This window comes from Fictibacillus tiangongensis (assembly GCF_048083785.1).
Classification (GTDB): domain Bacteria; phylum Bacillota; class Bacilli; order Bacillales; family Fictibacillaceae; genus Fictibacillus.
Genome location: NZ_CP182294.1, coordinates 93,186 through 107,540, shown reverse-complemented (window position 1 = coordinate 107,540; position 14,355 = coordinate 93,186). Strand labels below are relative to the sequence as shown.

The 14,355-nt window shown below is 49.4% G+C and carries 3 protein-coding genes, 11 tRNA genes and 5 rRNA genes; all 19 read right to left on the bottom strand.

Going from position 1 to position 14,355, the window contains the following annotated elements:
- Nucleotides 1–57: 57 nt before the first annotated feature.
- Nucleotides 58–2,995 (bottom strand): 23S ribosomal RNA (locus tag ACNJYY_RS00540).
- Between the two features lie 137 nt (nt 2,996–3,132).
- Nucleotides 3,133–3,208: transfer RNA gene (locus ACNJYY_RS00535), tRNA-Ala, on the bottom strand.
- Between the two features lie 26 nt (nt 3,209–3,234).
- Nucleotides 3,235–3,311, bottom strand: a tRNA-Ile gene (locus tag ACNJYY_RS00530).
- Between the two features lie 88 nt (nt 3,312–3,399).
- Nucleotides 3,400–4,950 (bottom strand): 16S ribosomal RNA (locus ACNJYY_RS00525).
- Nucleotides 4,951–5,078: 128 nt separating this feature from the next.
- Nucleotides 5,079–5,154: transfer RNA gene (locus ACNJYY_RS00520), tRNA-Ala, on the bottom strand.
- Between the two features lie 20 nt (nt 5,155–5,174).
- Nucleotides 5,175–5,251, bottom strand: a tRNA-Pro gene (locus tag ACNJYY_RS00515).
- A gap of 9 nt (nt 5,252–5,260) precedes the next feature.
- Nucleotides 5,261–5,337, bottom strand: a tRNA-Arg gene (locus tag ACNJYY_RS00510).
- A 7-nt stretch (nt 5,338–5,344) separates the two neighbouring features.
- Nucleotides 5,345–5,433: transfer RNA gene (locus ACNJYY_RS00505), tRNA-Leu, on the bottom strand.
- A 14-nt stretch (nt 5,434–5,447) separates the two neighbouring features.
- Nucleotides 5,448–5,522, bottom strand: a tRNA-Gly gene (locus ACNJYY_RS00500).
- A gap of 27 nt (nt 5,523–5,549) precedes the next feature.
- Nucleotides 5,550–5,633: transfer RNA gene (locus ACNJYY_RS00495), tRNA-Leu, on the bottom strand.
- A 9-nt stretch (nt 5,634–5,642) separates the two neighbouring features.
- Nucleotides 5,643–5,718, bottom strand: a tRNA-Lys gene (locus tag ACNJYY_RS00490).
- Nucleotides 5,719–5,726: 8 nt separating this feature from the next.
- Nucleotides 5,727–5,802, bottom strand: a tRNA-Thr gene (locus tag ACNJYY_RS00485).
- Between the two features lie 13 nt (nt 5,803–5,815).
- A tRNA-Val gene (locus ACNJYY_RS00480) sits at nt 5,816–5,891 on the bottom strand.
- Between the two features lie 12 nt (nt 5,892–5,903).
- Nucleotides 5,904–6,019: ribosomal RNA gene (rrf, locus tag ACNJYY_RS00475) — 5S ribosomal RNA — on the bottom strand.
- A gap of 147 nt (nt 6,020–6,166) precedes the next feature.
- A 23S ribosomal RNA gene (locus tag ACNJYY_RS00470) occupies nt 6,167–9,104 on the bottom strand.
- A gap of 193 nt (nt 9,105–9,297) precedes the next feature.
- Nucleotides 9,298–10,848 (bottom strand): 16S ribosomal RNA (locus ACNJYY_RS00465).
- Together the 16S, 23S and 5S rRNA genes with 11 tRNA genes alongside form the textbook arrangement of a ribosomal RNA operon.
- Nucleotides 10,849–11,324: 476 nt before the next feature.
- On the bottom strand, nt 11,325–12,818 hold the full coding sequence (gene lysS / locus ACNJYY_RS00460; protein WP_197223285.1) for a lysine--tRNA ligase: 1,494 nt from the start codon (nt 12,816–12,818) through the stop codon (nt 11,325–11,327).
- A gap of 17 nt (nt 12,819–12,835) precedes the next feature.
- Nucleotides 12,836–13,249: a GreA/GreB family elongation factor gene (locus tag ACNJYY_RS00455; protein ID WP_416730168.1), complete on the bottom strand. Its 414-nt coding sequence runs from the start codon at nt 13,247–13,249 to the stop codon at nt 12,836–12,838.
- Between the two features lie 109 nt (nt 13,250–13,358).
- Complete coding sequence (gene dusB, locus ACNJYY_RS00450) at nt 13,359–14,345, bottom strand: tRNA dihydrouridine synthase DusB (RefSeq protein ID WP_416730167.1); 987 nt, start codon at nt 14,343–14,345, stop codon at nt 13,359–13,361.
- Nucleotides 14,346–14,355 lie beyond the last annotated feature (10 nt).

Sequence of the window (14,355 nt, the reverse complement as noted above, 5' to 3'; positions counted from 1 at the left end):
GTAGAGAGTATGTTCTCTCAAAACTAGATACGACGTTTCCAAACCTTATGCTTTTTTAAGGATAAGCCCTCGACCGATTAGTATCTGTCAGCTCCACGTGTCACCACGCTTCCACACCAGACCTATCAACCTCATCATCTCTAAGGGGTCTTACTCACTTGCGTGATGGGAAATCTCATCTTGAGGGGGGCTTCATGCTTAGATGCTTTCAGCACTTATCCCGTCCACACGTAGCTACCCAGCTATGCCCCTGGCGGAACAACTGGTACACCAGCGGTGTGTCCATCCCGGTCCTCTCGTACTAAGGACAGCTCCTCTCAAATTTCCTGCGCCCGCGACGGATAGGGACCGAACTGTCTCACGACGTTCTGAACCCAGCTCGCGTACCGCTTTAATGGGCGAACAGCCCAACCCTTGGGACCTACTTCAGCCCCAGGATGCGATGAGCCGACATCGAGGTGCCAAACCTCCCCGTCGATGTGGACTCTTGGGGGAGATAAGCCTGTTATCCCCAGGGTAGCTTTTATCCGTTGAGCGATGGCCCTTCCATGCGGAACCACCGGATCACTAAGCCCGACTTTCGTCCCTGCTCGACTTGTAGGTCTCGCAGTCAAGCTCCCTTGTGCCTTTACACTCTGCGAATGATTTCCAACCATTCTGAGGGAACCTTTGGGCGCCTCCGTTACTGTTTAGGAGGCGACCGCCCCAGTCAAACTGCCCACCTGACACTGTCTCCGAACCGGATTACGGTCCAAGGTTAGAATTTCAATACAGCCAGGGTAGTATCCCACCGACGCCTCCACCGAAGCTGGCGCTCCGGCTTCTCAGGCTCCTACCTATCCTGTACAAGCTGTACCAAAATCCAATATCAAGTTGCAGTAAAGCTCCATGGGGTCTTTCCGTCCTGTCGCGGGTAACCTGCATCTTCACAGGTACTATAATTTCACCGGGTCTCTCGTTGAGACAGTATCCAAGTCGTTACACCTTTCGTGCGGGTCGGAACTTACCCGACAAGGAATTTCGCTACCTTAGGACCGTTATAGTTACGGCCGCCGTTTACTGGGGCTTCAATTCAGAGCTTCTCCCAAAAGGGATAACCCCTCCTCTTAACCTTCCAGCACCGGGCAGGTGTCAGCCCCTATACTTCACCTTGCGGTTTCGCAGAGACCTGTGTTTTTGCTAAACAGTCGCTTGGATCTATTCACTGCGGCTCTCTCGGGCGATAAACCCTATCAGAGCACCCCTTCTCCCGAAGTTACGGGGTCATTTTGCCGAGTTCCTTAACGAGAGTTCTCCCGATCATCTTAGGATTCTCTCCTCGCCTACCTGTGTCGGTTTGCGGTACGGGCACCTCTTTCCTCACTAGAGGCTTTTCTTGGCAGTGTAGGATCAGGGACTTCGGTACTAAAATTTCCCTCGCCATCACAGCTCAGCCTTCACGTTGGGCGGATTTGCCTACCCAACAGCCTAACTGCTTAGACGCACTATTCCATCAGTGCGCTCACCCTACCTTACTGCGTCCCCCCATTGTTCAAACGGAAAGGAGGTGGTACAGGAATATCAACCTGTTATCCATCGCCTACGCTTTTCAGCCTCGGCTTAGGCCCCGACTAACCCTGAGCGGACGAGCCTTCCTCAGGAAACCTTAGGCTTTCGATGGACAAGATTCTCACTTGTCTTTCGCTACTCATACCGGCATTCTCACTTCAAAGCGCTCCACCAGTCCTTCCGGTCTGACTTCGCTGCACTTCGAACGCTCCCCTACCCCTGTACCATACGGTACAAGCCATAGCTTCGGTGATACGTTTAGCCCCGTTACATTTTCGGCGCAGAGTCACTCGACCAGTGAGCTATTACGCACTCTTTAAATGGTGGCTGCTTCTAAGCCAACATCCTGGTTGTCTGGGCAACTCCACATCCTTTGCCACTTAACGTATACTTTGGGACCTTAGCTGATGGTCTGGGCTGTTTCCCTTTTGACTACGGATCTTATCACTCGCAGTCTGACTCCCGCGGATAATTCTCTGGCATTCGGAGTTTGACTGAATTCGGTAACCCTGTGGGGGCCCCTAGTCCAATCAGTGCTCTACCTCCAGGAATCTTGCCGCGAGGCTAGCCCTAAAGCTATTTCGGGGAGAACCAGCTATCTCCGTGTTCGATTGGCATTTCACCCCTACCCACACCTCATCCCCGCACTTTTCAACGTGCGTGGGTTCGGGCCTCCATTCAGTGTTACCTGAACTTCACCCTGGACATGGGTAGATCACACGGTTTCGGGTCTACGACCACGTACTATGTCGCCCTATTCAGACTCGCTTTCGCTGCGGCTCCGTCTTATCAACTTAACCTTGCACGGGATCGTAACTCGCCGGTTCATTCTACAAAAGGCACGCCGTCACCCGTTAATGGGCTCCGACTACTTGTAGGCACACGGTTTCAGGATCTGTTTCACTCCCCTTCCGGGGTGCTTTTCACCTTTCCCTCACGGTACTGGTTCACTATCGGTCACTAGGGAGTATTTAGCCTTGGGAGATGGTCCTCCCGGATTCCGACGGGGTTTCACGTGTCCCGCCGTACTCAGGATCCACTCAGGAGGGAACGAAGTTTCAGCTACAGGGCTGTTACCTTCTTCGGCTGGCCTTTCCAGACCACTTCACCTACTTCGTTCCTTTGTAACTCCGTATAGAGTGTCCTACAACCCCAGAGAGCAAGCTCTCTGGTTTGGGCTGATTCCGTTTCGCTCGCCGCTACTCAGGAAATCGCATTTGCTTTCTCTTCCTCCGGGTACTTAGATGTTTCAGTTCCCCGGGTCTGCCTTCTCATACCCTATGTATTCAGATATGGATACCATCCCATTACGGATGGTGGGTTCCCCCATTCGGAAATCCCCGGATCAATGCTTACTTACAGCTCCCCGAGGCATATCGGTGTTCGTCCCGTCCTTCTTCGGCTCCTAGTGCCAAGGCATCCACCGTGCGCCCTTTCTAGCTTAACCTTATATGATGTTTGCACATCAAAGATTCTTGCTTGGCGCAGATTAGATAAATCTATCTGCCTTGCATATTGTTTGGATGTCGATATCTAGTTTTCAAAGAACATTAATTTAAAAATGCATCATCGTAAGATGTGCAATGGTGGAGCTTAGCGGGATCGAACCGCTGACCTCCTGCGTGCAAGGCAGGCGCTCTCCCAGCTGAGCTAAAGCCCCATAATGGGAATGAAATTTTATGAAAATGGTGGGCCTAAATGGACTCGAACCATCGACCTCACGCTTATCAGGCGTGCGCTCTAACCAGCTGAGCTATAGGCCCCTAAAGGAAGTTAAGTTCCTTCAAAACTGAACAAAAGAAGAATAGGTGTACTTACGAAACACTCGAAGGTGTTTCATAATCTCCATAGAAAGGAGGTGATCCAGCCGCACCTTCCGATACGGCTACCTTGTTACGACTTCACCCCAATCATCTGTCCCACCTTCGGCGGCTGGCTCCCAAAAGGGTTACCCCACCGACTTCGGGTGTTACAAACTCTCGTGGTGTGACGGGCGGTGTGTACAAGGCCCGGGAACGTATTCACCGCGGCATGCTGATCCGCGATTACTAGCAATTCCGGCTTCATGTAGGCGAGTTGCAGCCTACAATCCGAACTGAGAATGACTTTTTGGGATTGGCTTGGCCTCGCGGCTTCGCAACCCTTTGTATCATCCATTGTAGCACGTGTGTAGCCCAGGTCATAAGGGGCATGATGATTTGACGTCGTCCCCACCTTCCTCCGGTTTGTCACCGGCAGTCACCTTAGAGTGCCCAACTGAATGCTGGCAACTAAGGTCAAGGGTTGCGCTCGTTGCGGGACTTAACCCAACATCTCACGACACGAGCTGACGACAACCATGCACCACCTGTCACTTTGTCCCCCGAAGGGGAAAGCTCTATCTCTAGAGTGGTCAAAGGATGTCAAGACCTGGTAAGGTTCTTCGCGTTGCTTCGAATTAAACCACATGCTCCACTGCTTGTGCGGGCCCCCGTCAATTCCTTTGAGTTTCAACCTTGCGGTCGTACTCCCCAGGCGGAGTGCTTAATGTGTTAACTTCAGCACTGAGGGTGGAACCCCCCAACACCTAGCACTCATCGTTTACGGCGTGGACTACCAGGGTATCTAATCCTGTTTGCTCCCCACGCTTTCGCGCCTCAGCGTCAGTTACAGGCCAAAAAGCCGCCTTCGCCACTGGTGTTCCTCCACATCTCTACGCATTTCACCGCTACACGTGGAATTCCACTTTTCTCTCCTGCACTCAAGTCTCCCAGTTTCCAATGACCCTCCACGGTTGAGCCGTGGGCTTTCACATCAGACTTAAGAGACCGCCTGCGCGCGCTTTACGCCCAATAATTCCGGATAACGCTTGCCACCTACGTATTACCGCGGCTGCTGGCACGTAGTTAGCCGTGGCTTTCTGGTTAGGTACCGTCAAGGTACGAGCAGTTACTCTCGTACTTGTTCTTCTCTAACAACAGAGCTTTACGACCCGAAGGCCTTCATCGCTCACGCGGCGTTGCTCGGTCAGGCTTTCGCCCATTGCCGAAGATTCCCTACTGCTGCCTCCCGTAGGAGTCTGGGCCGTGTCTCAGTCCCAGTGTGGCCGATCACCCTCTCAGGTCGGCTACGCATCGTCGCCTTGGTGAGCCGTTACCTCACCAACTAGCTAATGCGCCGCGGGCTCATCTGTAAGTGTCAGCGAGAGGCCGACTTTCAAAAAGAAGAAATGCTTCTTCTCTTATTATCCGGTATTAGCCCCGGTTTCCCGGAGTTATCCCCGTCTTACAGGCAGATTACCCACGTGTTACTCACCCGTCCGCCGCTAAATCAGAGGAGCAAGCTCCTCATCATTCGCTCGACTTGCATGTATTAGGCACGCCGCCAGCGTTCATCCTGAGCCAGGATCAAACTCTCCATAAAAGTGTTTGTCTTGCTCTAGTTTTAAAACTGACGGAATTAATTCTTAATTCCTTACCTATTTCTTTTGTTCAGTTTTCAAAGAACTTTTTTGCAATAAAAAAGAAAATGTCAGAAACATTTTCTGAAAATGGTGGAGCTTAGCGGGATCGAACCGCTGACCTCCTGCGTGCAAGGCAGGCGCTCTCCCAGCTGAGCTAAAGCCCCAAATAACATATTCGTTATAATGGTCGGGAAGACAGGATTTGAACCTGCGACCCCCTGGTCCCAAACCAGGTGCTCTACCAAGCTGAGCCACTTCCCGTAAAAAACATGGCGCGCCCTGAGAGATTCGAACTCCCGACCTTTTGATTCGTAGTCAAACACTCTATCCAGCTGAGCTAAGGGCGCATGTATGTGGTGCCGAGGACCGGAATCGAACCGGTACGGTAGTCACCTACCGCAGGATTTTAAGTCCTGTGCGTCTGCCAGTTCCGCCACCCCGGCACATACAATAACTTTGGAGCGGAAGACGGGATTCGAACCCGCGACCCCAACCTTGGCAAGGTTGTATTCTACCACTGAACTACTTCCGCAAACTTATTTAATTATCAAATGGAAATTGGTGCGGGTGAAGGGACTCGAACCCCCACGTCAAAGACACTAGATCCTAAGTCTAGCGCGTCTGCCAATTCCGCCACACCCGCGTGTATAAATGGTGAGCCATGAAGGACTCGAACCTTCGACCCTCTGATTAAAAGTCAGATGCTCTACCAACTGAGCTAATGGCTCGTGCAAAATGGTGCCGGCTAGAGGACTTGAACCCCCAACCTACTGATTACAAGTCAGTTGCTCTACCAATTGAGCTAAACCGGCAAGTAAGAATAAATGGTGGAGGATGACGGGTTCGAACCGCCGACCCCCTGCTTGTAAGGCAGGTGCTCTCCCAGCTGAGCTAATCCTCCATTTTATATCTAGCCTAGCGACGTCCTACTCTAACAGGGGGAAACCCCCAACTACCATCGGCGCTAAAGAGCTTAACTTCCGTGTTCGGTATGGGAACGGGTGTGACCTCTTTGCCATCATCACTAGACCAGATTAGCGAGTTATTTTTTATCTCGACAAGATAAAATTATACTCTATGTAATTCTTAAAAGCAAGAGAAATTTCAAATGATTTTCATCATTTTTTTATGTTCTCTCAAAACTAGATACGACGTTTCCAAACCTTATGCTTTTTTAAGGATAAGCCCTCGACCGATTAGTATCTGTCAGCTCCACGTGTCACCACGCTTCCACACCAGACCTATCAACCTCATCATCTCTAAGGGGTCTTACTCACTTGCGTGATGGGAAATCTCATCTTGAGGGGGGCTTCATGCTTAGATGCTTTCAGCACTTATCCCGTCCACACGTAGCTACCCAGCTATGCCCCTGGCGGAACAACTGGTACACCAGCGGTGTGTCCATCCCGGTCCTCTCGTACTAAGGACAGCTCCTCTCAAATTTCCTGCGCCCGCGACGGATAGGGACCGAACTGTCTCACGACGTTCTGAACCCAGCTCGCGTACCGCTTTAATGGGCGAACAGCCCAACCCTTGGGACCTACTTCAGCCCCAGGATGCGATGAGCCGACATCGAGGTGCCAAACCTCCCCGTCGATGTGGACTCTTGGGGGAGATAAGCCTGTTATCCCCAGGGTAGCTTTTATCCGTTGAGCGATGGCCCTTCCATGCGGAACCACCGGATCACTAAGCCCGACTTTCGTCCCTGCTCGACTTGTAGGTCTCGCAGTCAAGCTCCCTTGTGCCTTTACACTCTGCGAATGATTTCCAACCATTCTGAGGGAACCTTTGGGCGCCTCCGTTACTGTTTAGGAGGCGACCGCCCCAGTCAAACTGCCCACCTGACACTGTCTCCGAACCGGATTACGGTCCAAGGTTAGAATTTCAATACAGCCAGGGTAGTATCCCACCGACGCCTCCACCGAAGCTGGCGCTCCGGCTTCTCAGGCTCCTACCTATCCTGTACAAGCTGTACCAAAATCCAATATCAAGTTGCAGTAAAGCTCCATGGGGTCTTTCCGTCCTGTCGCGGGTAACCTGCATCTTCACAGGTACTATAATTTCACCGGGTCTCTCGTTGAGACAGTATCCAAGTCGTTACACCTTTCGTGCGGGTCGGAACTTACCCGACAAGGAATTTCGCTACCTTAGGACCGTTATAGTTACGGCCGCCGTTTACTGGGGCTTCAATTCAGAGCTTCTCCCAAAAGGGATAACCCCTCCTCTTAACCTTCCAGCACCGGGCAGGTGTCAGCCCCTATACTTCACCTTGCGGTTTCGCAGAGACCTGTGTTTTTGCTAAACAGTCGCTTGGATCTATTCACTGCGGCTCTCTCGGGCGATAAACCCTATCAGAGCACCCCTTCTCCCGAAGTTACGGGGTCATTTTGCCGAGTTCCTTAACGAGAGTTCTCCCGATCATCTTAGGATTCTCTCCTCGCCTACCTGTGTCGGTTTGCGGTACGGGCACCTCTTTCCTCACTAGAGGCTTTTCTTGGCAGTGTAGGATCAGGGACTTCGGTACTAAAATTTCCCTCGCCATCACAGCTCAGCCTTCACGTTGGGCGGATTTGCCTACCCAACAGCCTAACTGCTTAGACGCACTATTCCATCAGTGCGCTCACCCTACCTTACTGCGTCCCCCCATTGTTCAAACGGAAAGGAGGTGGTACAGGAATATCAACCTGTTATCCATCGCCTACGCTTTTCAGCCTCGGCTTAGGCCCCGACTAACCCTGAGCGGACGAGCCTTCCTCAGGAAACCTTAGGCTTTCGATGGACAAGATTCTCACTTGTCTTTCGCTACTCATACCGGCATTCTCACTTCAAAGCGCTCCACCAGTCCTTCCGGTCTGACTTCGCTGCACTTCGAACGCTCCCCTACCCCTGTACCATACGGTACAAGCCATAGCTTCGGTGATACGTTTAGCCCCGTTACATTTTCGGCGCAGAGTCACTCGACCAGTGAGCTATTACGCACTCTTTAAATGGTGGCTGCTTCTAAGCCAACATCCTGGTTGTCTGGGCAACTCCACATCCTTTGCCACTTAACGTATACTTTGGGACCTTAGCTGATGGTCTGGGCTGTTTCCCTTTTGACTACGGATCTTATCACTCGCAGTCTGACTCCCGCGGATAATTCTCTGGCATTCGGAGTTTGACTGAATTCGGTAACCCTGTGGGGGCCCCTAGTCCAATCAGTGCTCTACCTCCAGGAATCTTGCCGCGAGGCTAGCCCTAAAGCTATTTCGGGGAGAACCAGCTATCTCCGTGTTCGATTGGCATTTCACCCCTACCCACACCTCATCCCCGCACTTTTCAACGTGCGTGGGTTCGGGCCTCCATTCAGTGTTACCTGAACTTCACCCTGGACATGGGTAGATCACACGGTTTCGGGTCTACGACCACGTACTATGTCGCCCTATTCAGACTCGCTTTCGCTGCGGCTCCGTCTTATCAACTTAACCTTGCACGGGATCGTAACTCGCCGGTTCATTCTACAAAAGGCACGCCGTCACCCGTTAATGGGCTCCGACTACTTGTAGGCACACGGTTTCAGGATCTGTTTCACTCCCCTTCCGGGGTGCTTTTCACCTTTCCCTCACGGTACTGGTTCACTATCGGTCACTAGGGAGTATTTAGCCTTGGGAGATGGTCCTCCCGGATTCCGACGGGGTTTCACGTGTCCCGCCGTACTCAGGATCCACTCAGGAGGGAACGAAGTTTCAGCTACAGGGCTGTTACCTTCTTCGGCTGGCCTTTCCAGACCACTTCACCTACTTCGTTCCTTTGTAACTCCGTATAGAGTGTCCTACAACCCCAGAGAGCAAGCTCTCTGGTTTGGGCTGATTCCGTTTCGCTCGCCGCTACTCAGGAAATCGCATTTGCTTTCTCTTCCTCCGGGTACTTAGATGTTTCAGTTCCCCGGGTCTGCCTTCTCATACCCTATGTATTCAGATATGGATACCATCCCATTACGGATGGTGGGTTCCCCCATTCGGAAATCCCCGGATCAATGCTTACTTACAGCTCCCCGAGGCATATCGGTGTTCGTCCCGTCCTTCTTCGGCTCCTAGTGCCAAGGCATCCACCGTGCGCCCTTTCTAGCTTAACCTTATATGATGTTTGCACATCAAAGATTCTTGCTTGGCGCAGATTAGATAAATCTATCTGCCTTGCATATTGTTTGGATGTCGATATCTAGTTTTCAAAGAACATCTTGAAAGAACATAAGTTCCTTCAAAACTGAACAAAAGAAGAATAGGCGTACTTACGAAACACTCGAAGGTGTTTCATAATCTCCATAGAAAGGAGGTGATCCAGCCGCACCTTCCGATACGGCTACCTTGTTACGACTTCACCCCAATCATCTGTCCCACCTTCGGCGGCTGGCTCCCAAAAGGGTTACCCCACCGACTTCGGGTGTTACAAACTCTCGTGGTGTGACGGGCGGTGTGTACAAGGCCCGGGAACGTATTCACCGCGGCATGCTGATCCGCGATTACTAGCAATTCCGGCTTCATGTAGGCGAGTTGCAGCCTACAATCCGAACTGAGAATGACTTTTTGGGATTGGCTTGGCCTCGCGGCTTCGCAACCCTTTGTATCATCCATTGTAGCACGTGTGTAGCCCAGGTCATAAGGGGCATGATGATTTGACGTCGTCCCCACCTTCCTCCGGTTTGTCACCGGCAGTCACCTTAGAGTGCCCAACTGAATGCTGGCAACTAAGGTCAAGGGTTGCGCTCGTTGCGGGACTTAACCCAACATCTCACGACACGAGCTGACGACAACCATGCACCACCTGTCACTTTGTCCCCCGAAGGGGAAAGCTCTATCTCTAGAGTGGTCAAAGGATGTCAAGACCTGGTAAGGTTCTTCGCGTTGCTTCGAATTAAACCACATGCTCCACTGCTTGTGCGGGCCCCCGTCAATTCCTTTGAGTTTCAACCTTGCGGTCGTACTCCCCAGGCGGAGTGCTTAATGTGTTAACTTCAGCACTGAGGGTGGAACCCCCCAACACCTAGCACTCATCGTTTACGGCGTGGACTACCAGGGTATCTAATCCTGTTTGCTCCCCACGCTTTCGCGCCTCAGCGTCAGTTACAGGCCAAAAAGCCGCCTTCGCCACTGGTGTTCCTCCACATCTCTACGCATTTCACCGCTACACGTGGAATTCCACTTTTCTCTCCTGCACTCAAGTCTCCCAGTTTCCAATGACCCTCCACGGTTGAGCCGTGGGCTTTCACATCAGACTTAAGAGACCGCCTGCGCGCGCTTTACGCCCAATAATTCCGGATAACGCTTGCCACCTACGTATTACCGCGGCTGCTGGCACGTAGTTAGCCGTGGCTTTCTGGTTAGGTACCGTCAAGGTACGAGCAGTTACTCTCGTACTTGTTCTTCTCTAACAACAGAGCTTTACGACCCGAAGGCCTTCATCGCTCACGCGGCGTTGCTCGGTCAGGCTTTCGCCCATTGCCGAAGATTCCCTACTGCTGCCTCCCGTAGGAGTCTGGGCCGTGTCTCAGTCCCAGTGTGGCCGATCACCCTCTCAGGTCGGCTACGCATCGTCGCCTTGGTGAGCCGTTACCTCACCAACTAGCTAATGCGCCGCGGGCTCATCTGTAAGCGTCAGCGAGAGGCCGACTTTCAAAAAGAAGAAATGCTTCTTCTCTTATTATCCGGTATTAGCCCCGGTTTCCCGGAGTTATCCCCGTCTTACAGGCAGATTACCCACGTGTTACTCACCCGTCCGCCGCTAAATCAGAGGAGCAAGCTCCTCATCATTCGCTCGACTTGCATGTATTAGGCACGCCGCCAGCGTTCATCCTGAGCCAGGATCAAACTCTCCATAAAAGTGTTTGTCTTGCTCTAGTTTTAAAACTGACGGAATTAATTCTTAATTCCTTACCTATTTCTTTTGTTCAGTTTTCAAAGAACTTTTTGTTTCGTTTTTGTTAGCCGCTCGTTTTGGCGACTTTATTAGATTACCATGTCGCAATCCTCATTGTCAACAGCTTTTTTCAAAAACTTTTAATCGTTTATGTGAAGCTCATCAACATGTCAGTATTCCTTGCGACGAAGAATAATATACCATCATTTTCGCTCTTGTACAATAGTTTTTACGAAAAAAAGATAACTTCTATATACGCCTTTATGCAGTGTTTAAAGCTTATACAAGATACAGCGATCGTGTGTCCTGTTTTATACAAGATATAGTGAAATGGTAATCAATAAATAGCACCTTCATTATGATACTCTTTTTGTTAATTCCTATACTTACATTCCTATAAAATCAAAAAGCCAGCACGAAGCTGGCTTTCTAGACTTAATTATTTTTCAGAATGACGCATTTGCGGGAATAAAAGAACGTCTCGGATAGATGGTGAGTTTGTTAACAGCATCACTAGACGATCGATTCCGATTCCTAGTCCACCTGTAGGAGGCATACCATATTCAAGCGCCTCTACAAAATCTTCGTCCATCATATGCGCTTCGTCATTACCTTCAGCACGCTCTTTCAGTTGCTCTTCAAAACGTTCACGCTGATCGATTGGGTCATTCAGCTCAGAGAATGCGTTAGCATGCTCACGACCGACAATAAATAGCTCAAAACGATCCGTAAAGCGAGGATCCTCAGGATTCTTCTTCGCTAAAGGTGAGATCGCAACTGGGTGACCGTACACGAAAGTAGGCTGGATCAGTTTTTCTTCTACAAAGTGTTCAAAGAATTCATTTACAACATGACCATATGACATGTTGTCTTTTACAGGTACATTATGTTCTTTAGCTAGAGCACGAGCTTCTTCGTCTGTCATTTCAGGCCAGAAGTCTACGCCAGCTGCTTCTTTAATCGCGTCTACCATGTGTACTCTTTTCCAACGGGGCTTAAGATCTACTTCATAGTCTCCGTACGTAACTGTTGTTGTGCCTAATACATCTTCTGCGATGTGCGCGACCAAGTTCTCGGTTAATTCCATGATATCAAGGTAATCAGCGTATGCTTCATACAGCTCGATCATCGTAAATTCCGGATTATGACGTGTTGATACTCCTTCATTACGGAATACGCGACCGATCTCGTATACCTTCTCAAGTCCACCTACGATAAGACGCTTAAGGTGAAGCTCGATTGCGATCCGCATGTAAAGCTCCATATCGAGTGCATTATGATGCGTGATGAAAGGACGAGCAGATGCTCCACCAGGAATGGAATGCATAGTAGGCGTTTCAACTTCTAAATATCCATTGTCATCTAAATAGCGGCGCATAGAACGGATGATCTTAGAACGAGAAATAAACGTATCTTTTACTTCCGGGTTCATGATCAGGTCCACATAACGTTGGCGGTAACGCTGTTCAACATCTTTTAGTCCATGAAATTTATCAGGAAGTGGACGGAGAGATTTTGTTAGTAACTGAAAATCCTTCGCTTTAATAGAAAGTTCTCCTACTTTCGTTTTAAAGACAAGTCCTGTTACCCCTACCCAGTCACCGATATCAATCGTATTGAATAGTTCGTATTGCTCATCACCAACAGCATCTAATCTTACATAGATCTGGATCTTTCCAGATAAGTCTTGAATATGAGCAAATCCAGCTTTCCCTTTTCCGCGTTTTGTCATGATACGACCAGCGAGAGTTACTGAGATCTCTTCATTATCAAGTTCTTCTTTTTCTTTTTCTCCATATTCTGCAACGAGATCTGCTGCAGTATGTGTACGGTCGAACTTTGTACCGAAAGGATCTACTCCTTTTTCCGTTAATGCAGTTAACTTTTCTCTTCTAACACGAAGCAAGTCATTTAATTCTACTTCTTGGCTCATGGGAACACTCCTAGCTTTTAGCAGTTTTGAATATCGAGTATGGTATAAGTTAAATCTTCGCCGAAAGGAACACGTACAGTTAAAGTTGAGTGAATCGTTTTTCCAATCGCAGCTTTTGCGATGGGGGATTGCACTGAGATCATATTTTCACGGGGATCAGCTTCAAATGGATGTACAATCGTATATGTGTACCGTTCTTTGTGAAAGGTATCTTCAATTGTAATAGTAGAGCCGGGTTCTACATAGCTGCCCGCTTCTCTAACCATCGGCCATGTGATAGATTGAGATAAAATATCTTTTATCTCCGACACCCGCTTATGAATGAACTCCTTTTCTGCTGTGTTTCGGCATTCCTTTTTACGTTTTGATAGGTATTGTAGTTCTTTTTCAAGATTCCTGGTGCCTTCTTGGGTGAGTTTGAGCATAGCCATAAGCTATTCCTCCTCCATTATAAATAAAGAAAAACACCGGATGCTGAATCTGTTGTCTTTAAGCAAACAACAGCCAGTCATCTGATGATCTGGCTGTATGTTGCTAGTGTTAGCTGATTTTTTGTACTTCTTCTAATTGATCAACATACCCAAACAATAGTTTACTCATCTCTTCACGAGTAGTCATCTGGTTGATCTCGTTTCGAACAGAACCAGTTTGAGGCAAGCCTTTAAGGTACCAAGCAGCATGCTTCCTCATCTCTCTTGCAGCAACACCTTCACCTTTAAGATCGATCAAACGATCCATATGAAGCATGCAGATGTTCATCTTTTCACGCGCAGTAGGTTCAGGTGCAATGATTCCGTTCTCTAGATATTGAACAGTTCGATAAAGCATCCATGGGTTGCCAAGTGCAGCTCTTCCGATCATAACTCCGTCAACACCGTATTGATCCATGCGATCTTTCGCTTCTTGTGGAGAAGAGATATCACCATTACCGATAACCGGAATAGATACGTTCTTCTTCACTTCACCGATGATGTCCCAATCCGCTACTCCTTCATACATCTGAACACGCGTACGGCCGTGAACAGCAACTGCAGCTCCGCCAGCACGTTCAACCGCTTGTGCATTTTTAACAGCATAGATGTGATCTTCATCCCAACCGATACGCATTTTAACAGTTACCGGTTTTTGGACCGCATCAACCGTAGCTGCTACCATCTCATAAATCTTGTCTGGGTCAAGCAGCCACTTTGCTCCTGCATCACATTTTGTGATTTTAGGAACCGGGCAACCCATATTAATATCTATAATGTCTGCGTTCGTATTTTTATCGACGTATTTAGCTGCAGCCACTAATGATTCACGCTCGCCACCAAAGATCTGAAGGCTAAGTGGTTTTTCACGTTCATCTACATAAAGCATCTTTAAAGACCTTTCGTTCTCATGCAGAATCCCTTTGTCACTTACCATCTCTGCGCAGACGAGCCCGGCCCCGAACTCTTTTGCGATCAATCGGAAAGCAGGATTACACACACCAGCCATTGGAGCTAGAACTACCGGGTTCTTTAAATGAATATCACCGATCTTCAAGTTAACAATC

Coding starts and splice junctions, on each gene's coding strand:
- lysS (WP_197223285.1), bottom strand. CDS start 12,818: ATGAGCCAAGAAGTAGAATTAAATGACTTGCTTCGTGTTAGAAGAGAA.
- ACNJYY_RS00455 (WP_416730168.1), bottom strand. CDS start 13,249: ATGGCTATGCTCAAACTCACCCAAGAAGGCACCAGGAATCTTGAAAAA.